The organism is Neisseria sp. P0008.S002 (genome assembly GCF_051962805.1).
Classification (GTDB): domain Bacteria; phylum Pseudomonadota; class Gammaproteobacteria; order Burkholderiales; family Neisseriaceae; genus Neisseria; species Neisseria perflava.
The window spans coordinates 86,184-106,239 of record NZ_JBQCUY010000005.1 but is presented as its reverse complement, the minus strand read 5'-3'; the positions used below and the strand labels follow the sequence as shown (position 1 = coordinate 106,239).

The window sequence follows — 20,056 nt, the reverse complement described above, 5'->3', positions numbered from 1 at the left end:
TCCGTTTCCATCGCATTATGACCCGTCTTCCTACCGCCCCACTCAAACGCCGCCTCGCCGCACTGGTTTACGAACTTCTACTGACCGGCGCCGTGACCAGCATTGCCGCCCTTGCAGCCGGTATTGTCGCCATCTTTCTCAATCCAATTTCCACGCGCCTGTCCATGCTGACAACCTGTCTGATTCTGTTCTACGCATGGTGGCTCTACTTCCGCGCCAACTGGGACAAAAAAGGCCAAACCCTCGCCATGCAGACATGGAAGATCGGTTTAGCCGATAAAAACGATACCCAACCGCCCCTACCACAACTGCGCCTGCGCTTTATTTGGGCTAGCATTTTTATTGTTTTCATTCCTCTATTTGCCTACGCCGGATTGCGCCATCTGCTCAATATCCCGCCTAAAGGCGCATTCGGTGCCGCGCTCATTTGGCTCATCCTGCCATGGGGCTTCGCCCTGTTCCATCCCGACCGCCAGTTCCTCTACGACTTCTTGGCCGGAACAAGGCTGGTGGATTTGAGTCAGAAGAAAACAAATGAATAAAATCCAAAAGCGGCTCAAGCTCTAAATGAAATAAAGGCCGTCTGAAACTCAAGATACGTTTCAGACGGCCTTTAATCATAACATCAAGCGATGATTATTCTTGCCAACGTTTGAACACCAGCGAAGTATTGACGCCGCCAAAAGCAAAGTTATTGCTGACCACATAATTGGTTTGAATCTCGCGTCCGCCAGTTTGGATGTAATCCACCTTGCCGCAACGCGGATCGATGTTTTCCAAATTAACAGTCGGCGCAAACCAGCCGCTGTTCATCATTTCGATGGTAAACCAGGCTTCCAACGCGCCGCACGCGCCGAGTGTATGGCCGAGATAGCTTTTTTGCGAACTCATAGGCACAAAACCAAACACCGCCTCAGTAGCCAATGTTTCGGCAATATCGCCTTTTTCGGTCGCCGTACCGTGGCCGCTGACATAGCCGACTATATCAGGCGTAATACCGGCGTCTTTCAGCGCAAGCTCCATACATTTTTGCATGGTTTCTTTTTGCGGCTGGGTAACGTGGCTGCCGTCGCTGTTGGCACCATAGCCGACAAGCTCGGCATAGATTTTTGCACCGCGCGCACGGGCGTGTTCCAATTCTTCCAATACGAAAATGCCTGCGCCTTCGCCGATGACCAAGCCGTCTCGAGCGTTGTCGTAAGGGCGCGGCGTCAGCTCAGGTTCGCCGTTGCGGCGGCTGGCGGCATAAAGTGAATCGAAAACATAAACTTCAGACGGACAAAATTCTTCGCCGCCGCCGGCCAGCATCATATCAATCAGGCCGTATTTAATCGCTTCGTAAGCATAACCAATGCCTTGGCTACCCGAAGAACACGCGCTCGAGGTCGGGATAATGCGGCCTTTCAAGCCGAAGAAAATACCGATATTGGCGGCAGTCGTATGCGGCATCATACGCACATAAGTATTGGCGTTGAAATTTCGCGATGTGCCTGTTATCAAAAGTTCGCCCATATCGCCGATGTCCTTGGTGCTGCCGACAGACGAACCGCACGCTACGCCCATACGGCCGTCTGTAATGCTTTCATCACCCAGCAAGCCTGCATCCGTCAAGGCTTGTTCCGCTGCATCAACACACAAATGCGATACGCGACCCATGCTTCTAAGCTGCTTGCGCGTCCAGTGTTCGGGAGGAGAATAGCCTTCAATCGGCGCACCCAGTTGCGCTTCCAATTCAGGAAAGCGTCCACTCCAGTCCATGTATTTGACCGCGTTTTTTTCGGCTTTAAAGGCCGTCTGAATACTTTGCCAATCACGGCCGAAGGCGGTAATACCGCCGATACCTGTTACTACGACTCTTCTGGTATTCAACACAAACCTCCGTTCACAGCAATCACTTGGCGCGTAATGTACGCCGCTTTTTCATCCATCAAAAAGCGCACCGCATGCGCCACTTCCTCGGGCAATCCCATACGCGCGGCAGGGATGGCCTTTAAGATTTCTTCGACAGGCACGTTCTCATCGATAATATCGGTATCGATAAGACCCGGCGCCACACAGTTGACGGTAATTTTGCGTTTTGCCAACTCAACTGCCAAGGCTTTTGCTGCGCCGATTAGGCCCGCTTTGGACGCGCTGTAATTGACCTGACCGCGGTTGCCCGTCAAACCGGACACCGATGCCATGCACACAATCCGTCCTGCTTTGCGGCGGCGGATCATCGGCATGGTCAAAGGGTGCAACACATTATAAAAACCGTCCAAATTGGTACGCAGCACCAAGTCCCAATCATCATCAGTAAACGCAGGAAACGCATTGTCGCGCGTCAGGCCGGCATTCAACACCACGCCGTAATATGTGCCGTTTACCTCAATGTCGGCAATCAAAATTTCACGGCAGGCTTCACGGTCAGATACGTCAAACTGCAACACGCGCGCATTTCTACCCAATGCACGGATTTCTTCCGCGACAGCTTCCGCTTCATCGCGGCGGCTGCGGCAGTGGACGACAATATCAAAGCCGTCCTGCGCCAAACCAAGTGCGACGGCTTTGCCGATACCGCGATTAGACCCTGTAATTAAAATAGTTTCACTCATACGTTTTCTCACTATATCGACAGGCCGTCTGAATCTTTGTCTTTTCAGACGGCCTTGTAAACGGTTTAAATGATTTGACCGTCTTTCGGACTGTACACATTTAAAGAGGCTTTTGCCAGCAAACCGTCCGGCGGCAACAGATGCTTCACATCTTCCGGCGCATCCGTCCAGCGCAACTCGCAATCAAATACGCCCATGCCGCCCAAATCCTGAATGGACACATGCGCCCTGACTTCCAACTCAATACCGACAGGCACTGAATCGGCAAACAAATCCAGCTTACGCGTTCCCAATAAAAAACCCAAACGGACAGGCTCTCCGGCCTTTAAAGCCTCAATGCCTGCAAACGCGCCTATGCCCTGCGCCATCAATTCCATATAAGCCATAGACGGCAACACGCCGTCCTGCAGCAAAATATGCTTATCGCCAACCGGCGCACGGCAAACCGTATAGTCATCGCCAAATTCTTTCACACAGTCGATAAGCACCATATGTCCGCTGTGCGGAAGCAGCGAAGCCACATCATAAATCGGGGCACTCGGTATTGAAGGCATAAAATGTCATCCGGGAATAAATTACGTTACAATATGCATTATAACAGAGCCTAGCTTTTACTAACTCATTTCATTACAATGTATGAAAATGTAAAACATTGAAAGACATCATGCCTCAAAACGTTTGCCGTTTCAGCTTCAATATCGCCGCATGGCAGGCCTCCTCCAGCAAAATCAGTACGCCGGAGCAATGGCAGGACTGGGCGCAGGGAAAACTCGATACCACCTCCCTGCCGGAGTGCAAACCCGCGCTCTCCTTTTTGCCGCCTATGCAACGCCGCCGCTTGGGTAAAGCGGCACGCTTGGTTTGTGATGCCGCATGGAATCTGGCTGACCAATATCCCGAAAGCGTACCGGTTTACGTTTCGCACGACGGCGAAAGCAACCGCAGCTTTGAATTATGGCAAGAGCTTTTGAACACGCATACCGTATCCCCGACCTCATTCGGCCTGTCCGTCCACAACGCAACGATTGGGCAATGGTCGATGTTGCGCAAAGACATGAGCGAACATACCGCGTTGGCCGTTGCCGCCGACTCCTTTGAAACCGCGTTGACCGAGGCATTCGCGCTTTTGCAAGACGGTGCACCGTCTGTTTTAGTAATTGTCGCCGATGATCCGTTATCCGAAGACTATCCCGTCTTGGCTACACGTGCACCGTTTGCCTATGCATTGGCACTGGTCATTACCAAAGGCGAAGACTATACCTTAAGCTTGGAAACCACAGCCGCAAGGCCGTCTGAAAATCCTAACGATACAACAGTCGAGCCCTATTGGAGCAGCTTGGAGTGGATACGCTTCCTGCTTTCAGACGGCCGACAACATACTCAACACTATATCGGTAGAAACTGGCACTGGCAGAAAAACGCATGAAGACTTTAGACTATTTCCGTCGCTTTTTTGCTACACTCTTCGGCTTCATCCTCTTCGGCGTTGCAGGCGTATTGTTCAAAATCGCACTTTTGCCCTATACGCTAAAATCGACCAAAGGCGACATCAAACGCCAACTTGAAGCAAGACGCATGATAGGCAAAGTTTGGCGTTTCTTCGTCGGCTACCTGCAATGGTCGGGCGTATTGAGCGTCCGTTTCAACGGCTTGGAAAAACTCGGCAAACCCGGTCAGCTCATTCTTGCCAACCATCCCTCGCTTTTGGATGTCGTCTTGCTGATCAGCCATTATTCCGAGCCGAACGTACTGGTTAAAAAAGACCTGTTGCACAACCCCAGCATGAAAAGCCAGATTATCGCTTCCGGCTACATCCCCAACGATGAAAGCATGGAAATGCTGGAAGAAATCGATGCCGTGTTCAAAAGCGGGCAAAGTCTGCTGATTTTCCCCGAAGGCACGCGCACAGGTTGGGACGGACAGGTTAAAATGCACCGCGGCGCCGTATCGCTCGGTTTGCGCAGCGCATCAGTCATCACGCCCGTGTGCATCAAGATGACGCCGCCCAATTTTAAAAAGGGGCAGCCGTGGTACAAAATCCCGCCACAAAAAATTCATTATGAAATTACCGTCGGCGACGATATCCTGCCTGAAGAATGGCTGGCAGAAAAACCCCTGCCCATCGCCGCACGACGTTTAAACGAATACCTGCAAGACTATTTTACAAGGAAAACCACATGAGCAATTTAGAAAACCAAATCAAACAATTAATCATCGACAGCTTAGGTCTGGAAGATATTACCGTTGCCGACATCGGCAGCGAAGATCCGCTTTTCGGCGACGACGGCCTGGGTCTGGATTCGGTTGATGCATTGGAACTTGGTTTGGCCGTACAAAAAACCTTCGGCTTCCAGCTCGACGGAGAAAACGACAACCTGCGCGAAAACTTCGCCAACGTCAAAACACTGGCCGAGTTCGTCAAGAGCCGCCAAGCATAAGGGAGAGAGAAGATGACCGAACAAGAAGTACGCGCCCTGCTGACCGATGCACTAGTTAACCTGTTTGAAATCGAACCGGAACGCATCAAACCCGAAACCAACCTCTACGAAGATTTGGAAATCGACAGCATCGACGCCATCGACCTTATCGACCACATCAAACGCGAAACCGGCCGCAAACTGCAAGCCGAAGACTTCCGCAACGTGCGCACCGTAGAAGACGTGGTTCAAGCGGTCTTAAAAGTACAACAAGATTCCTGATTCCGCTTTGAATCAGCATATTTTCAGACGGCCTTGTCAATCCGCAAGGCCGTCTGAAAATCAATCACAACCATGAAAATACTAGGAAAACTCCTACTGACCCTTGCCAGTCTCGCGTATCCGCTCCTATGGTATTACGGCAGGGAAAACGGCTCATTTTTCTGGCTTGCAGCGGCTATGTGTGTGTTATGGCTGATACGCGCCGCCATGCCGCAAACCACAGCCCAACGCATTACAGCGATTATCCTTGCTGCTTTTTTTGCGGCGGTACTGGTTTTCAGACGGCCTGACTCGATGTATTGGTATCCCGTTGCCGTCAACGCGCTGATGCTTGCCGTTTTCGGCGGCAGCCTGTTTGCCAAACAAACCGTCATTGAACGTCTCGCCCGACTGCAACATCCCGACCTTTCCCCCGAAGGCGTGCGCCACACTCGGCGCGTTACGCAAATCTGGTGCGCCTTCTTCATTTTCAACGGCGCAACCGCCGCCATTTTGGCTGGCTTGCAATATTACGACTGGTGGGCGGCTTATACGGGCATCGTGTCTTATGTGTTAATGGGAATCTTATTTGCCGGAGAGTGGCTTTATCGGAAATTGGTTTTGAAGGTTTAATCCATTAAAAATATTTTATCAATTAGACGAATAACCATAATGAAAAAAATCATCCTACTTACCCTGATTTCCTTCACATTTACCGCATGTTCTTCGACATCTAAAACGCCTTTATCCCCAGAAGAAAAGGCAGAAGCCGAATACAAGAAAAATTATACGGAAGTTGCCAGCCACACCATCAAAACGCGCTCGGGAAACCTGACCGTCATTGACCGAATACACAATCGTTATTCTGACGATACTACAACCAGCAGCATGAATTTGATGATTATTCGGAAATCCAATACGGTAAAAGCAAGAGCTGCACAAACAGCCGTATTTACAGCAACTTTTGCATTACTTATTCTTGCCCGCAACAGCAATCATATTGGATATGAAGGTCCTGACCTGCTGGACAAACACAGTTTAAGCGGGAAGCCTATTAAACCGAATTTTGCGAATCCCGTTTTTGAACAATTCTCCCCAAAAGTTCGCGATTGGGCGGCAAAATGGTCATTTAAAGGCAATAGTGCCAATAAAAAACTATTTGTCCAACCGGGTCGTTTCTATTTGGTTTATGAAAAATTCAATAAACGAGACCGATTCTTTCTGAACAATGAAGTCAGCCTTTTTTTAGACGGACAAAGCGGCAAAACCGATCACTTACTCCATTGTTTCAAACGAAGTGAAAGCCATTCATTGGAAGAGTGGCAGGCAAATGATTACGAATTGATACGCCAAACGACAAACAAACAATACGATGAATGCTTGGCCCAATTCAAAGAAGATACCAAGGCAAATACATCAAAATTATAAAACCTTAGAACCATCATGCACCTAATCCGAATCCTATCCCCCGACCTACCCCAACACGACCTTATCGCCGCCCATCCGAATTGGACGCGTGCTGATTTCAACCGTGCGGTTTTTCATCTGTCAGGCCGTCTGAAACAGGCAGGCGTGCAAACTGCCGCGTTGTGGTTTGACGATGCCGCGCTGTTTGCCTGTGCCGTGTTGGCAGTGTGGCATTCTGGCGGAAAGGTTTTATTGCTGCCCAATTTGGCGCAAGACAATTTGGAGTGGGGGAAAACGGCAGAGGCGTTTTTAACAGATTCAACAGATAAAAAGCTGTCTTCAGACGGCCTGAACGTCTGGCACTTGCCTGATGTATTGACTCAAACAGAATCGGAAGGACTGAGCACCTATCCTGAAAACTATCTGATTCCCGACCATGCCGAAGCATGGCTGAAAACATCGGGCTCCAGCGGCGAAGCGCAGATTATTGTGAAAACCGCCGCGCAAATGCAGGCAGAAGCTCTGACTTTGGCAAATACGCTGCCATTTGGACAACACAGTGAAACCGTGATCGGCAGCGTGATTCCGCAACATCTTTACGGCTTCACGTTCCGCTTCGCACTCGCACTGATAATGGGTTGGACTATGGAGCGACAGCAGGCGGTTTATCCGGAAAACCTGCTTTCCAGCACGGCCGCACACGATAAAGTGGTTTGGATTGCCAGTCCGGCCGTGCTCAACCGCTTGGGCAAAAACCGCAACTGGCAGAGTATCGGCCATAAAATTACAGGCATTGTCTCGGCCGGCGGTGCGTTGCCCGCAGCCACGGCGGATTTGCTGCAACAGGCTGCCGTCCGCCCGTTTGAAGTTTATGGCAGTACCGAAACCGGTGTGATTGCCTCACGTTGCGAACGCCAAGAATGGCAGCCTTTCGAAGGCGTGGAAATCGGGCAAAACGAAGAAGGCGCACTATGGGCTTCTTCGCCTTGGTCGCCCGAACCCCGCCAAACCGCCGATTTGATCGAGCCGCAAGATGACGGTTTCCTGTTACTCGGTCGTCAAGACCGCATTATTAAATTCGAGGACAAACGCGTGTCGCTGACTCAAATCGAACACGAACTTTTACAACACCCTTGGATTGCCGACGCCCACTGCGGCCGCCATCCGCAACACCAACGCATTGCCATATGGGCGGCATTAAATGCAGACGGTATCGCCGCCTTACGCGAGAAAGGCCGTGCTGCGGTTGCCGATACGCTCAAACGCCATCTTGCCTCCACACAGGACACCATTGCCCTGCCGCGTTACTGGCGTTTTACCGACAGCCTGCCGCGCAATGCCCAAGCCAAAATCGCTGCGGTGGATTTTCAGACGGCCTTTACCGTTGCCCAAACTTCGCCCGTTTGGTCGAAAACATCATCTGACGATGAAACCAATACCGAAACTTTTATCGGGCGCGTGCCTTTGGATTTGGTTTATTTCGGCGGCCATTTTGCCACCTTCCCGCTGGTTCCAGGCGTGGTCGAGCTGCAATGGGTGCGCAACCTGATCGCGCCCCAGCCATGGAGTAAACAGCGCGTCATCCGCATCGAAAATCTAAAATATCAGCAGTTTATCCGTCCTCACGATAAAGTGTCGGTAGAGCTAAAATACGATGAAGGTAAAAACAAACTGAGCTTTAAAATCAACAACGGAGAGTATCCGTGTGCATCAGGACGGATTGTGTTTGAGGCCGTCTGAATATACTTATTAACTTTTTAGTGGAAAACCAACAATATGCAACTCTTCCCTGCCCTAGAACAACGCTATTCCCACGAACACCAGTCTGCAGGCGAGGCTCAACGTCTGGCTCAAGAAATCGCTTTTGCACCGATTGTGTTCCAAGTTTCCCGCCTGATGGTGAAATTTGGCATTCTGGACCTGCTGAACGACCATCCAGACGGCCTCACTCAAGCCGAAATTGCTGAAAAAGCGAAAATCAGCAACTACGCGGCACAAGTCCTGCTGGAAGCTTCGCTGTCTATCGGCACTGTCTTGACTCGCGACAACCGCTATTTCATCAGCAAGGCCGGTTGGTTTGTCCTCAAAGACAAAATGGCCCGCGTCAACATGGATTTCACGCAGGAAATCTGCTACCTAGGCATGTTTGATTTGGAAAAAACCCTGCAAACCGGCAAGCCCGAAGGCCTGAAAGTATTCGGCGACTGGCCGACCATTTACGAAGGCTTGTCTTCATTGCCAAGCGTCGCGCAGGAAAAATGGTTTGCATTCGACCATTATTATTCCGACAACTCCTTCGCCGAAGCACTGAACACCGTGTTCGCCAAACCGGTTAAAAAACTGCTCGATGTCGGCGGCAATACCGGCCGCTGGGCGGAACAATGCGTCAACCACAATGCCAAAGTCGAAGTAACCATCATGGATCTGCCGCAACAAATCGGCTTGATGCGCGAGGCGACTAAAGGCAAAAACGGCGCGGACCGTATCCACGCCCATCCGGCCAACCTGCTTGATCCTGAGATTCCGTTCCCAACCGGTTTTGACGCGATCTGGATGAGCCAATTCCTAGACTGTTTCACCGAAGAACAAGCCACCAGCATTCTTCAACGCGCCGCTGCATCTATGAGCGAAAACACCAGCCTCTACATCATGGAGCCTTTCTGGGACAGACAACGCTACGAAACCGCTGCCTACTGCCTGACCATGACCAGCCTGTATTTCACTGCCATGGCCAACGGCAACAGCAAAATCTTCCATTCTGAAGACCTGATCCGTTGCGTTGAAAAAGCCGGATTGAAAGTAGCGGAAATTTCAGACGGCATCGGCCGCGGCCACAGCATCTTGCGCTGCGTTAAGGCCGTCTGAACATCATCTTTTAAACCCTAAAAAGAGACCGACCCCAACAGCCATTTCGGCTATCGGGGTCGGTTTGTTTTTGGTATCCGTTTTAAAACATCAGCCGCGCAACATCCATATTGCACACACTAACACAATCGCTACCGACAAAGCGGCAAGCAGTTGTCCCATTCCTGCCAATTTAGGCTGTTGGGCATCAATAGTTTTAAAGCCACTCATCATCGGCGTAATCAAATCCTGTTTTTTCACAAAGCGATACAGCAAAACAGCCGCGATATGTACACCCGCCAAAACAGCTAAAACATTAAAGAAATTGACATGGATTTTTCGCGCCAGCGTACCGGCGTGTTCGCTGACCAAATGATTTAAAAAGCCGGAATTGGTAAACGTATTTTCATCGGCGGCAAATAAGCCTGTGGCCGTCTGAAAAACCAAGGCGGCCAATAAAGCGATGACCATCAGCGCGCCCAAAGGATTGTGGCCGACCAATTCGTCTTCAGACATTTGACCTTGCGTATAGCGGCGGATTTCGGAAAAAGGACGCACAAAACGGCTGAATCTTGCCGTATCGCTGCCCCATATCCCCCAGCACAAGCGGAAAACCACCAAAGCCAGCATCAACAAGCCGCCGCGCAAGTGCCATACCAGCATATCGCCGCCTCGGGTGGCGCTGTACCACATGAATCCCATCAATAACACCAAGAGCCAATGGAACAGGCGCGTAGGTGCGTCCCAAACTTTTATTTTTTGCTTCATTACCTTTTACTTTCTGATTTAAAATTAAATTTCTTATCTTGGAAGATTACGCCATGCAGCCCATCTACACGCTTCCCGAATCGCTTCAGGCCTTTCAGACGGCCTTAGTATTTCCCGACGTATTCCGCCCTCGTGCCCAAGAGTCGCACAAAGGCACATACGGCACGCTTACCATTATCGGCGGCGCAACGGGAATGAGCGGTGCGGTAGTTTTGGCAGCTACAGCCGCCATATATCAAGGATGCGGCAAGGTTTGGGCGGGTTTCAACCAAGCCACGCTGCCTTTTGCCATCATTCCCGAACGCCCTGAAATCATGCTCGCCACTGCGGCCCAACTGATGGAGCACAACGATGTCAGCGCACGGGTAATCGGCTGCGGATTCGGTTTGGACGGATTATCAGAGCAGCTGCTGCTCCAAATCCTGTCGACACACCATGACCGGCCTTTATTGCTCGATGCAGATGCCTTGACACTGCTGGCCCGTTCTCCCGAATTGGCCGAACGCCTCAAATCGTACAAACATATCATCCTGACACCTCATCCGGCCGAAGCCGCCCGCCTACTCGGTACCGATACTCAATCAGTTCAAGCCGACAGGCAAAAAGCCGTAACCGAAATCAGCCGTAAATATGCCGCAACCGTCGTGTTAAAAGGCCATCATACATTGGTGGCCACGGCAGACGGCATAGTCTATACCAACACCAGCGGCAATGCCGGTTTGGCCACCGCAGGTAGCGGCGATGTCTTGAGCGGCATTATCGGCAGCCTGCTGGCACAAGGCATTCCGACATTCCAAGCCGCCTGCGCCGGCGTATGGCTGCACGGAGCGGCAGCCGATGTTATCAAACACAGCGGCCAAATCGAAACCGGTATGCTCGCCGGAGAAATCGCACCTGCCGCCCGATGGCTGCGCAATATTTTATCAAAAGAGTAATACTATCTATATCATAAATACAAATTGCAGGCCGTCTGAAAATCAATCTCTATTTTCAGACGGCCTGGTTTATTTTTAAGTCATTTTGCAAATTAAGGTTAAGGCGTGTATCCTTGATTTCCCTTAAAAACAACTTCACAACATATTATCATGAGTATCCTCAATAAAATCAGCAACTTTATTGGAAAAACATTTTCCCTTTGGGCGGCGCTCTTTGCCGGCATCGCTTTTTTCGCACCCGACACCTTCAAATGGGTCGGCCCTTACATTCCTTGGCTTCTGGGCATCATTATGTTCGGCATGGGCTTGACGCTCAAACCTTCCGACTTCGATATTTTGTTCAAACGCCCCAAAGCCGTCATCATCGGCGTGATTGCACAATTCGCCATCATGCCGGCAACCGCCTATCTGCTGGCCAAGCTGTTAAACCTGCCTGCCGAAATCGCAGTCGGTGTGATTTTGGTCGGCTGCTGCCCGGGCGGCACGGCTTCCAATGTAATGACTTATCTGGCGCGCGGCAATGTGGCTTTGTCGGTTGCCGTTACATCGGTTTCTACTCTGATTTCTCCATTGCTGACCCCCGCTATCTTCCTGATGCTTGCCGGTGAAATGCTGGAAATCCAAGCGGGCAGTATGTTGATGTCCATCGTCAAAATGGTTTTATTCCCCATCGTTTTGGGCTTGATTGTCCATAAAGCCTTGGGCAACAAAACTGAAAAACTGACCGACGCGCTGCCGCTGGTTTCCGTTGCCGCCATCGTACTGATTATCGGCGCGGTAGTCGGCGCCAGCAAAGGCAAGATTATTGAAAGCGGCCTGCTGATTTTCGCGGTTGTCGTACTCCACAACGGCATCGGCTATCTGCTCGGCTTCTTTGCCGCCAAATGGACCGGCCTGCCTTATGATGCACAAAAAACGCTGGCCATCGAAGTCGGTATGCAAAACTCAGGCTTGGGTGCCGCCCTTGCCGCCGCACACTTTGCCGCCGCGCCGGTCGTTGCCGTTCCCAGCGCATTGTTCAGCGTGTGGCACAATATCTCCGGCTCGCTTCTGGCAACTTATTGGGCAGCCAAAGCCGATAAAAATAAAGAATCCTAAACGTCTTTAATCATAAGCCGTCTGAACAGGGATAAACGAAATCAACGATTTCTGCCTTACCTGTTCAGACGGCCTTTATTTTGAAATCAAGCAGTATTATTGTTTCACTGCTTCGATTTGGATATTTATGTTAACTTTTTTGCTCATACCGGCACTTACCAAATAATCCAAGCCCCATTTGGTACGGTCGATGGTGGTGCTGAAATCGCCGCCGCACACTTCTGCTTTTAACATCGGGCTTTGGTAGCAGTTGAATTTGTCGGCTTTGAGTTTCACCGGCGCAGTTTTGCCGTTCATAGTCAGATTGCCATCAACGGAAAGCAGTTTTTTGCCGTTGAAATTGAATTTGGTGGATACAAAACGGATTTCAGGGTATTTGTCTGCATTGAAAATATCGGCAGATTTCAAGTGTTGGGTAAAGCGGTCAGAACCGGTTTGCAGTTTGGACAAAGGCAATACGATATCGATTGAGCCTTGGCGTTTGGCACGGTCAAATTCCAAATTGCCGGTCAAACCATAAATACCGCCGACGTTGGTGCTGGTGTTGAAATGGTCGATGGCAAAGCGGGCATTGGCATGGAATTCGTCCACTTTATAAACAGCAGCAGACGCAGCAGAAGCCAACATGGCCGAACACAATGCAAACATGATTTTTTTCATCGTCTTATCCTTAGAAATGTGAGAAGTTCCCTATCATATCACTTTTTGATGCCAACATTTTTTGCAAATGAGAAAGACAACGTTTCATCCTAAGAAAACTTCAGGCCGTCTGAACGAGAGGACAGCAAATTCAGGTGAAGCAAACACAGTTTAGTTTTATTACAAAATAGCGTGCTTCATCGCTCGTAATTGGTATAAAATAGCCAGTTATTTCTACAACGGGCCGCCAACCAACCAGCCTATTTCAGACGGCCTCAGCATAAAACAAAGGAACAAAAATGCCTGAATACCGCTCCAAAACCTCTACCCACGGCCGCAATATGGCAGGCGCGCGCGCATTGTGGCGTGCGACCGGCGTCATGGAAACCGACTTCGGCAAACCGATTATCGCCATTGCCAACTCCTTCACCCAATTCGTCCCAGGCCATGTGCACCTGCACAATATGGGCCAACTGGTTGCCCGTGAAATCGAAAAAGCCGGCGGCATTGCCAAAGAATTCAACACCATCGCCATTGACGACGGCATCGCCATGGGCCACAGCGGCATGCTCTACTCCCTGCCCAGCCGCGACCTGATTGCCGACTCCATCGAATACATGGTCAACGCCCACTGCGCCGATGCTCTGGTCTGCATTTCCAACTGCGACAAAATCACCCCAGGCATGCTGATTGCCGCCATGCGCCTGAACATTCCGACCATCTTCGTTTCCGGCGGCCCGATGGAAGCCGGTAAAGTTATCGGCGTAGCCAATATTCAACCAGAACGCCGTTTGGACTTGATTGACGCTATGATCGAATCGGCTGACGACAATATCAGCGATAAACAAGTCGAAGAAGTCGAACAAAACGCCTGCCCGACTTGCGGCTCCTGCTCCGGCATGTTTACCGCCAACTCCATGAACTGCCTGACCGAAGCACTCGGCCTTTCCCTGCCGGGCAACGGTTCTTATCTGGCTACCCACGCAGGCCGCAAAGAATTATTCCTCGAAGCCGGCCGCATGATTGTCGAAATCACCAAACGCTACTACGAGCAAGACGACGAAACCGTATTGCCGCGCAGTATTGCCACTAAAAAAGCGTTTGAAAACGCTATGACCATGGACATCGCCATGGGCGGCTCGACCAATACCATTTTGCACCTGTTGGCCGTCGCCAACGAAGCCGGTGTCGATTTCAAAATGGCAGACATCGACCGCCTGAGCCGCGTTGTACCTTGCATCTGCAAAACCGCGCCAAACAACCACGACTACTATATGGAAGACGTGCATCGCGCAGGCGGCATCTTCGCCATCCTGAAAGAATTGGACAAAGCAGGCAAACTGCACACCGACGTGTACACCATCCACGCGCCGACCCTGAAAGACGCAATTGAAAAATGGGACGTGACCAACCCTGAAAACACCCATGCCATCGAGCGTTTCAAAGCAGCTCCCGGCGGCGTGCGCACTACTCAGGCGTTCTCGCAAAACCGTATGTGGAAAACCCTCGACCTCGACCGCGAAAAAGGCTGTATCCGCGATGTTGAACATGCCTACTCGCAAGACGGCGGTTTGGCAGTATTGTTCGGCAACATCGCCGAGCGCGGCTGCGTGGTGAAAACCGCAGGCGTGGACGAGAGCATCCTCAAATTTACCGGCCGCGCCCGCGTGTTTGAAAGCCAAGAAGACGCAGTAGAAGGTATTTTGGGCAATCAAATCGTGGCCGGCGATATCGTCATTATCCGCTACGAAGGCCCTAAAGGCGGCCCGGGTATGCAAGAAATGCTGTATCCGACTTCTTACCTGAAATCCAAAGGTTTGGGCAAAGCCTGCGCCCTGCTGACCGACGGCCGCTTCTCCGGCGGTACTTCCGGCCTGTCCATCGGTCACGCTTCGCCTGAAGCGGCAGAAGGCGGCGCAATCGGTTTGGTACACGAAGGCGACACCATCGAAATCGATATTCCAAACCGCAGCATCCACCTTGTCATTTCCGATGAAGAGCTTGCCGCACGCCGTGCCGAAATGGAAGCACGCGGCAGCAAAGCGTGGAAACCGGAAAACCGCGACCGCTACGTCTCCGCAGCCCTGCGTGCCTACGGCGCGATGGCGACTTCCGCCGACAAAGGCGCAGTACGCGACGTATCGCAAATCGAACGTTAATTAACCTGACTTTAAGGCCGTCTGAACGCTTTCAAGTGTTTCAGACGGCCTTCATTCAAACGGACAAATATGGACAAATTCATTTTAGCGATGATCGGCATGGCCATTGCCCTGTTGATTATTATTGGCGGCGGATTTATCGCTGTCGAATATTTCAAATCCCATCCTGAAGCATTCCAAGTCAAGCCGCTATCAAAATAATCATTTAACGGCATGAGTTTCAAAGAAAAAGAGCCGTAGCTCAAGGCCGTCTGAACGCAGTACATATAATGAAACACATTCTTTACTGGCTGGGTGGTTTTGCCGTCACCCTCGGCATATTCCAATACTACGAAACCCATCGCTATTCCGAAGACCAGCTCATCTATGCCCAACCGCCACAAAATCGTTCTGCCGTTGCCGATTTTGACGCTTTGGCGTATTTAAACTTCCTCCGCGCCTCAGCCAATCTGCCCGCACTGGCGCACTCAGCCACACTCGAACGTGCCGCGCGCAATCATGCCCGCTATCTGCTGCAAAACCCTGACGACGGACATGACGAACACAATACACACAATCCCTTTTATACAGGCCCACGCCCATCAGACCGCACGCGCAAAGCCGGTTATGCCTATAAAGGCGTGCACGAAAACGTCAGCACCGGCCAGCATCCGCCAAACGAAAAAATCAACAGCCATCTACCTGCCCAACATCAGCTGGATAATCTGATGACGGCGATTTACCACCGTCTCTCCTTACTCGATCAAAATATCGACGAGGCCGGAGCCGCATTTGAATCGCAAGGCAAACAAATCGCGCTGAGCATCAATCAGGGCGACAGCAGATTCAACAGCCTCTGCCAAAAAAACCGCCCCCTCTCCGACCTCAGCCGCTCGTTTTATCAAGATGCCTGTCATGGCCATTCCATTGTTTATGCGGATGAAATCTCCAACCGCAAATTCCGGCCTTACATCACCTATCCGCAAGGCAACTTCGCTTTACCGGTTTTCCATGGCGAACGTCCCGACCCTATGCCTCATTATGAAATGACCGGCAATCCGGTCAGCATCGCGTTCTCAGAACAATCGCCTCCGGTCAAAATGCGTTCGTTCAAACTGTATCAGGACACAAAAGAAATCAGAGACGTCAAAATATTAGATAAAGATAATGACCCAAACCGCCTCCTGACCGACCGCCAATTTGCGCTGTTTCCTTTACAGCCATTGGAATACGACACCGACTACCGTGCCGTGTTCGAATACCGTCAAAACGGAAAAGACAAAACGGCCGAATGGACATTCAGCACGCAAAAACCCGATTACCCTTACTTCATCGTCAAAGGCGGCGAAACGCTGGCCATCGAATCCGGACAAAAATATTTTATCCATTGGCAAGATTTTTGGTGCTTGAAACAATGCGAACGCTACAACTACCGCATGAACCGCGACACCCAAATCGACATTATCGAGCGGCAGGCCGGCGGCATCATTATCCGTGTCAACGGAAGCAAAGGCAGCAGCATCCGCTTAATGCCCGAAGGCGAAGACAGGCGTGCCATTACACTTTATTTATGGAAATAAAGCCGTTTTCAGACGGCATGAAGCACCAAAAAGCTGATAAAATACCGCCTCACCACCCTACGGCAAGCTATCCAATATGACCAAACATCCGCAAACAGCAGCCAATACCCGCTATGCCTTTGCCAGCATTGTCGCCATGTTGGCCGCGTTTTTACTGTTCGTGGCCGTGATGTTGCTGCCTTTGGGGCTGACGGCGGACACCCAAGTGAGCCTGATACGGTTTTCACTCTACGCAATCGTGTTATTTGCCGTACTTGGCGGTATTTTTTCTGTACGCGTTGCCTATTTGCGTAAAAAGAACGGAGCATGACATGACCCAAGCCGATAAAATCCCACAAGAAATCCGCCTCCAGCAAGAGCGGCGCGTACTAACTTTGGTCTATGTTGACGGTGCCAAGAGCCTTCCTGCCGAATACCTGCGCGTGTACTCGCCCAGCGCGGAAGTGCGCGGACACGGTCCAGGTCAAGATGTTTTGCAAACAGGCAAAGCCGAAGTCAGCATTACCGATTTAGACCCCGTCGGCCAATACGCCTTGAAAATTACTTTTTCAGACGGCCACGACAGCGGCCTTTACGACTGGGACTATCTCTACCGACTAGCGCACAATCAAGACTCGCTTTGGCAAGACTATCTCGACCTCCTCGAAAAAGCCGGCGCGTCCAGAACACCAAGTGCCGAAGATTTGAAACCCAAACACACGCATTCCTGCGGTAGCAGCGGTTGCGGCGGAAAGGCCGTCTGAAAAAAGGCGAGTCCGTAACATTGGACGAAGGCAGAATCATTGACGGCAAAGCGTTCCTCTCCCCACCAAAAAAAGGACGGGTAGTGGCTATCTTCGGCGATACCAAAGCCTGTCCGCAGGCAGTACGCGCCGCACAAAACGCAGACGTTTTGGCGCATGAAGCAACCTTTGCGGCAAACGATGAAGAGACAGCGGAACGAGTGTTCCAATCAACCGTATCCGATGCTGCCAAGCTGGCTTTGCAAGCCAATGTGAAACAACTCTACCTGACCCACATCAGCGCACGTCATACCGAAGAAGAGCAACGCCTGATGCTGGAGCAGCAGGCACAAACTATATTTCCCGCGTCGAAAGTGGTTGGCGATTTCGACGTATTCAATATCTGAATCCGTATTATTTTAAGAAGGCAGACACTATGAGCGACCACAAAACCCATTTCGGCTTCTCTACCGTTGATGAAGACGAAAAAGCAGGCAAAGTTGCCGAAGTCTTCCACTCCGTGGCAAAAAACTACGACATTATGAATGACGTAATGTCCGGCGGTCTGCACCGTGTTTGGAAACATTTCACCATCAATACCGCCCGCCTGAAAAAAGGCGACAAAGTATTGGACATCGCCGGCGGCACAGGCGATTTGTCCCGAGGCTGGGCAAAACGCGTGGGCAAAGAAGGCGAAGTTTGGCTGACAGACATCAATTCCTCCATGCTGACGGTCGGCCGCGACCGCCTGCTCAACGAAGGCATGATTCTGCCCGTATCGTTGGCAGACGCTGAAAAATTGCCATTCCCCGACAACTATTTCAATCTGGTTTCCGTCGCGTTCGGCCTGCGCAACATGACGCACAAAGATGCCGCGCTGAAAGAAATGTACCGAGTATTGAAACCGGGCGGCACCCTGCTGGTGTTGGAATTCTCCAAAGTGTACAAACCTTTGGAAGGCGTGTACGACCTCTACTCTTTCAAACTGTTGCCGATTATGGGCAAACTGATTGCCAAAGATGCCGACAGCTACCAATACCTCGCCGAGTCTATCCGTATGCACCCCGACCAAGAAACCTTAAAGCAAATGATGCTGGATGCAGGCTTTGACAGCGTGGATTACCACAACATGAGCGCAGGCATCGTTGCACTGCATAAAGGCGTGAAATTCTAAGACCGTCTGAAACAAACACAAAGGGCGTGATTGATATACACGCCCTTTGTTTTTAAACCTTACCCAAGCCAAGCTAATACAAACCAAAGGCCGTCTGAACAGCCGTAAAACGAAATCAAGGATTTCGGTTACACCATTCAGACGGCCTTAATACGTTTAAATCAGCTTATGTCCCTGCTTTCACGCTTTGCCATTGACGGACCATAAATTTCAATGCCGCCGGCTGGATAGGTACCATGATAAAGCTGTTTTTCAAATCCTCCTCGGTTGGGAAAATCGTATTGTCGTTTCTAAACTCTTCATCCATCAGCTCCTGAGCCGGTTTGCTGGATGGCGCATAAGTAACAAAATTGCCGTTTTTCGCCGCAACTTCAGGATCTAAGAAATCATTGATATACGCATGGGCATTGGCCACATGTTTAGCATCTTTCGGAATCACAAACGAGTCTACCCAAATTCCCACGCCCTCTTTCGGCATCATCACACGGATTTTTTCTTTGCCGCCTGCTTCTTCGGCACGGCGTTTGGCAATATTCAAATCGCCGCCGAAGCCAATCGTTACGCAAGTATCGCCGCGCGCCAAATCATCGATAAAACCGGACGAGGTAAAACGCTTGATGTACGGACGGTTTTTCTTCAAGACTTCTGTAGCCGCCTTAATATCCGCCGTTTCGCTGCTGTTTGGATTTTTACCCATATAGTTCAATACCATAGGATAAATCTCCGCTGCGCTGTCCAAATAGCTGATGCCGCATTGCTTGAGTTTGGACGTGTATTCGGGGTTAAACACCAAATCCCATTGATTGTCCGGCAGCTGATCCGTGCCCAAAGCCTTTTTCACACGCTCGGTATTGATAGCGAAGGTGTTAGTACCCCAATAAAACGGAACGGCATATTCGTGGTTCGGATCAACGCCTTCCATCAGTTTCATCAACTGAGGATTCAAGTTTTTATAGTTGGGAATCAGGGATTTGTCGATTTTCTGATACGCACCTGCCTTAATCTGCCTACCGACAAACGCATTGGAAGGACCTACGATGTCGTAACCCGACTTGCCGGTCAACACCTTGCTCTCCAGCGTTTCATCGCTGTCATATACATCGTAAGTTACTGCGATACCGTGTTTTTTCTCAAACGCGGCAACCGTCTCGGGATCAACATATTCCGACCAGTTGTAAATGCTCAATACCTTTTGATTATCGGTTTGAGCCGCCTTGTCGGCAGAAGTTTTGTCCGAGCCGCCGCAGCCGGCCAGTGCCAGCGCAGTCAGTACGATAAGGGGCAGATGTTTGGTCATTATCATTCCTTGCGTATCCGGTTGAAAATAGAGAGGCATTATAAAGCAGGCAAGCCCGAGCGGATAGGCTTCATTGTTAAAAGATATCGTCCCGCTTAAGGCCGTCTGAAAGACAGATTGCAATCAACTTAAAACCTTTCTGCCGATAGCTTGAAATATGGTTTTGCGGTAAGATAACGCCC

The 20,056-nt window shown here is 50.6% G+C and carries 24 protein-coding genes; 18 read left to right on the top strand and 6 right to left on the bottom strand.

Annotation, left to right across the window (positions count from 1 at the left end; all coding sequences use genetic code 11):
- Positions 1-17: 17 nt before the first annotated feature.
- Positions 18-542, top strand: coding sequence for an RDD family protein (locus ACTHSA_RS07015; RefSeq protein ID WP_070695644.1), 525 nt, complete (start codon positions 18-20; stop codon positions 540-542).
- Positions 543-636: 94 nt separating this feature from the next.
- On the opposite strand, the gene ACTHSA_RS07010 is transcribed toward ACTHSA_RS07015, so the two are convergent.
- The 3 genes from ACTHSA_RS07010 to ACTHSA_RS07000 form a co-directional block, all read right to left on the bottom strand.
- Positions 637-1,872, bottom strand: coding sequence for a beta-ketoacyl-ACP synthase (locus ACTHSA_RS07010; protein ID WP_070695645.1), 1,236 nt, complete (start codon positions 1,870-1,872; stop codon positions 637-639).
- A complete protein-coding gene (gene fabG / locus ACTHSA_RS07005) occupies positions 1,866-2,594 on the bottom strand; it encodes a 3-oxoacyl-ACP reductase FabG (RefSeq protein ID WP_070695646.1) in 729 nt (242 codons plus the stop codon). Before fabG ends, ACTHSA_RS07010 begins: the two co-directional genes overlap by 7 nt.
- A 65-nt stretch (positions 2,595-2,659) precedes the next feature.
- A complete protein-coding gene (locus ACTHSA_RS07000) occupies positions 2,660-3,148 on the bottom strand; it encodes an ApeP family dehydratase (RefSeq protein ID WP_141754823.1) in 489 nt (162 codons plus the stop codon).
- A 110-nt stretch (positions 3,149-3,258) separates the two neighbouring features.
- On the opposite strand from ACTHSA_RS07000, the gene ACTHSA_RS06995 reads away from it, so the two are divergent.
- The 8 genes from ACTHSA_RS06995 (at position 3,259) to ACTHSA_RS06960 (ending at position 9,544) form a co-directional block, all read left to right on the top strand.
- Entirely contained in the window at positions 3,259-4,020 is a 762-nt protein-coding gene (locus ACTHSA_RS06995; protein ID WP_070695648.1) for a beta-ketoacyl synthase chain length factor, read from the top strand.
- Positions 4,017-4,775 (top strand): lysophospholipid acyltransferase family protein, encoded by a 759-nt coding sequence (locus ACTHSA_RS06990; RefSeq protein WP_070695649.1) that lies wholly within the window; start codon positions 4,017-4,019, stop codon positions 4,773-4,775. Before ACTHSA_RS06995 ends, ACTHSA_RS06990 begins: the two co-directional genes overlap by 4 nt.
- Positions 4,772-5,032, top strand: coding sequence for a phosphopantetheine-binding protein (locus ACTHSA_RS06985; protein WP_003680822.1), 261 nt, complete (start codon positions 4,772-4,774; stop codon positions 5,030-5,032). Before ACTHSA_RS06990 ends, ACTHSA_RS06985 begins: the two co-directional genes overlap by 4 nt.
- A gap of 12 nt (positions 5,033-5,044) precedes the next feature.
- Positions 5,045-5,293, top strand: coding sequence for an acyl carrier protein (locus ACTHSA_RS06980; protein ID WP_049344238.1), 249 nt, complete (start codon positions 5,045-5,047; stop codon positions 5,291-5,293).
- Between the two features lie 72 nt (positions 5,294-5,365).
- Complete coding sequence (locus ACTHSA_RS06975) at positions 5,366-5,905, top strand: membrane protein (RefSeq protein WP_049344236.1); 540 nt, start codon at positions 5,366-5,368, stop codon at positions 5,903-5,905.
- Between the two features lie 39 nt (positions 5,906-5,944).
- Positions 5,945-6,700, top strand: a complete 756-nt coding sequence (locus ACTHSA_RS06970; RefSeq protein WP_070625635.1) for a hypothetical protein — start codon at positions 5,945-5,947, stop codon at positions 6,698-6,700.
- Between the two features lie 15 nt (positions 6,701-6,715).
- A complete protein-coding gene (locus tag ACTHSA_RS06965; RefSeq protein WP_070625637.1) occupies positions 6,716-8,419 on the top strand; it encodes an AMP-binding protein in 1,704 nt (567 codons plus the stop codon).
- 36 nt (positions 8,420-8,455) lie between these two features.
- Complete coding sequence (locus ACTHSA_RS06960; RefSeq protein WP_004519935.1) at positions 8,456-9,544, top strand: methyltransferase; 1,089 nt, start codon at positions 8,456-8,458, stop codon at positions 9,542-9,544.
- A 90-nt stretch (positions 9,545-9,634) separates the two neighbouring features.
- On the opposite strand, the gene ACTHSA_RS06955 is transcribed toward ACTHSA_RS06960, so the two are convergent.
- On the bottom strand, positions 9,635-10,291 hold the full coding sequence (locus tag ACTHSA_RS06955) for a cytochrome b/b6 domain-containing protein (protein WP_004519936.1): 657 nt from the start codon (positions 10,289-10,291) through the stop codon (positions 9,635-9,637).
- A gap of 53 nt (positions 10,292-10,344) precedes the next feature.
- On the opposite strand from ACTHSA_RS06955, the gene ACTHSA_RS06950 reads away from it, so the two are divergent.
- A complete protein-coding gene (locus ACTHSA_RS06950; RefSeq protein ID WP_004519937.1) occupies positions 10,345-11,226 on the top strand; it encodes an NAD(P)H-hydrate dehydratase in 882 nt (293 codons plus the stop codon).
- A gap of 150 nt (positions 11,227-11,376) precedes the next feature.
- On the top strand, positions 11,377-12,324 hold the full coding sequence (locus ACTHSA_RS06945) for a bile acid:sodium symporter family protein (protein WP_004519938.1): 948 nt from the start codon (positions 11,377-11,379) through the stop codon (positions 12,322-12,324).
- Positions 12,325-12,420: 96 nt separating this feature from the next.
- Here the strand turns inward: ACTHSA_RS06945 and ACTHSA_RS06940 are convergent, their stop codons facing one another.
- On the bottom strand, positions 12,421-12,984 hold the full coding sequence (locus ACTHSA_RS06940; RefSeq protein ID WP_004519939.1) for a YceI family protein: 564 nt from the start codon (positions 12,982-12,984) through the stop codon (positions 12,421-12,423).
- Positions 12,985-13,262: 278 nt separating this feature from the next.
- Between ACTHSA_RS06940 and ilvD the strand changes: the two genes are divergently transcribed.
- The 7 genes from ilvD to ubiE all read left to right on the top strand — a co-directional run bounded on the left by ilvD (position 13,263) and on the right by ubiE (position 18,577).
- Positions 13,263-15,122, top strand: a complete 1,860-nt coding sequence (gene ilvD / locus ACTHSA_RS06935) for a dihydroxy-acid dehydratase (protein ID WP_003746398.1) — start codon at positions 13,263-13,265, stop codon at positions 15,120-15,122.
- Between the two features lie 69 nt (positions 15,123-15,191).
- Complete coding sequence (locus ACTHSA_RS06930) at positions 15,192-15,323, top strand: hypothetical protein (RefSeq protein ID WP_256388404.1); 132 nt, start codon at positions 15,192-15,194, stop codon at positions 15,321-15,323.
- 68 nt (positions 15,324-15,391) lie between these two features.
- Entirely contained in the window at positions 15,392-16,681 is a 1,290-nt protein-coding gene (locus ACTHSA_RS06925; protein WP_440360588.1) for a CAP domain-containing protein, read from the top strand.
- 76 nt (positions 16,682-16,757) lie between these two features.
- The gene (locus tag ACTHSA_RS06920) at positions 16,758-16,991 is read left to right on the top strand and encodes a cytochrome b6 (RefSeq protein ID WP_107810353.1); all 234 of its coding nucleotides are present in this window, start codon (positions 16,758-16,760) and stop codon (positions 16,989-16,991) included.
- A gap of 1 nt (position 16,992) precedes the next feature.
- Positions 16,993-17,424 (top strand): gamma-butyrobetaine hydroxylase-like domain-containing protein, encoded by a 432-nt coding sequence (locus ACTHSA_RS06915; protein ID WP_440378844.1) that lies wholly within the window; start codon positions 16,993-16,995, stop codon positions 17,422-17,424.
- Positions 17,403-17,810, top strand: a complete 408-nt coding sequence (locus ACTHSA_RS06910) for an MBL fold metallo-hydrolase (protein ID WP_440367850.1) — start codon at positions 17,403-17,405, stop codon at positions 17,808-17,810. The genes ACTHSA_RS06915 and ACTHSA_RS06910 overlap by 22 nt, the downstream gene beginning before the upstream one ends.
- 29 nt (positions 17,811-17,839) lie before the next feature.
- Positions 17,840-18,577, top strand: coding sequence for a bifunctional demethylmenaquinone methyltransferase/2-methoxy-6-polyprenyl-1,4-benzoquinol methylase UbiE (ubiE, locus tag ACTHSA_RS06905; RefSeq protein ID WP_004519946.1), 738 nt, complete (start codon positions 17,840-17,842; stop codon positions 18,575-18,577).
- Between the two features lie 166 nt (positions 18,578-18,743).
- Here the strand turns inward: ubiE and ACTHSA_RS06900 are convergent, their stop codons facing one another.
- A complete protein-coding gene (locus ACTHSA_RS06900; protein WP_070461746.1) occupies positions 18,744-19,874 on the bottom strand; it encodes a polyamine ABC transporter substrate-binding protein in 1,131 nt (376 codons plus the stop codon).
- Between the last annotated feature and the right edge of the window lie 182 nt (positions 19,875-20,056).

Coding starts and splice junctions, on each gene's coding strand:
- ACTHSA_RS06980 (WP_049344238.1), top strand. CDS start 5,045: ATGACCGAACAAGAAGTACGCGCCCTGCTGACCGATGCACTAGTTAAC.
- ACTHSA_RS06950 (WP_004519937.1), top strand. CDS start 10,345: ATGCAGCCCATCTACACGCTTCCCGAATCGCTTCAGGCCTTTCAGACG.
- ACTHSA_RS07000 (WP_141754823.1), bottom strand. CDS start 3,148: ATGCCTTCAATACCGAGTGCCCCGATTTATGATGTGGCTTCGCTGCTT.
- ACTHSA_RS06955 (WP_004519936.1), bottom strand. CDS start 10,291: ATGAAGCAAAAAATAAAAGTTTGGGACGCACCTACGCGCCTGTTCCAT.
- ACTHSA_RS06975 (WP_049344236.1), top strand. CDS start 5,366: ATGAAAATACTAGGAAAACTCCTACTGACCCTTGCCAGTCTCGCGTAT.
- ACTHSA_RS06985 (WP_003680822.1), top strand. CDS start 4,772: ATGAGCAATTTAGAAAACCAAATCAAACAATTAATCATCGACAGCTTA.
- ACTHSA_RS06940 (WP_004519939.1), bottom strand. CDS start 12,984: ATGAAAAAAATCATGTTTGCATTGTGTTCGGCCATGTTGGCTTCTGCT.
- ACTHSA_RS06965 (WP_070625637.1), top strand. CDS start 6,716: ATGCACCTAATCCGAATCCTATCCCCCGACCTACCCCAACACGACCTT.
- ubiE (WP_004519946.1), top strand. CDS start 17,840: ATGAGCGACCACAAAACCCATTTCGGCTTCTCTACCGTTGATGAAGAC.
- ilvD (WP_003746398.1), top strand. CDS start 13,263: ATGCCTGAATACCGCTCCAAAACCTCTACCCACGGCCGCAATATGGCA.
- ACTHSA_RS06960 (WP_004519935.1), top strand. CDS start 8,456: ATGCAACTCTTCCCTGCCCTAGAACAACGCTATTCCCACGAACACCAG.
- ACTHSA_RS06920 (WP_107810353.1), top strand. CDS start 16,758: ATGACCAAACATCCGCAAACAGCAGCCAATACCCGCTATGCCTTTGCC.
- ACTHSA_RS06995 (WP_070695648.1), top strand. CDS start 3,259: ATGCCTCAAAACGTTTGCCGTTTCAGCTTCAATATCGCCGCATGGCAG.
- ACTHSA_RS06945 (WP_004519938.1), top strand. CDS start 11,377: ATGAGTATCCTCAATAAAATCAGCAACTTTATTGGAAAAACATTTTCC.
- fabG (WP_070695646.1), bottom strand. CDS start 2,594: ATGAGTGAAACTATTTTAATTACAGGGTCTAATCGCGGTATCGGCAAA.
- ACTHSA_RS06990 (WP_070695649.1), top strand. CDS start 4,017: ATGAAGACTTTAGACTATTTCCGTCGCTTTTTTGCTACACTCTTCGGC.
- ACTHSA_RS06915 (WP_440378844.1), top strand. CDS start 16,993: ATGACCCAAGCCGATAAAATCCCACAAGAAATCCGCCTCCAGCAAGAG.
- ACTHSA_RS07015 (WP_070695644.1), top strand. CDS start 18: ATGACCCGTCTTCCTACCGCCCCACTCAAACGCCGCCTCGCCGCACTG.
- ACTHSA_RS06970 (WP_070625635.1), top strand. CDS start 5,945: ATGAAAAAAATCATCCTACTTACCCTGATTTCCTTCACATTTACCGCA.
- ACTHSA_RS06900 (WP_070461746.1), bottom strand. CDS start 19,874: ATGACCAAACATCTGCCCCTTATCGTACTGACTGCGCTGGCACTGGCC.
- ACTHSA_RS06930 (WP_256388404.1), top strand. CDS start 15,192: ATGGACAAATTCATTTTAGCGATGATCGGCATGGCCATTGCCCTGTTG.
- ACTHSA_RS06925 (WP_440360588.1), top strand. CDS start 15,392: ATGAAACACATTCTTTACTGGCTGGGTGGTTTTGCCGTCACCCTCGGC.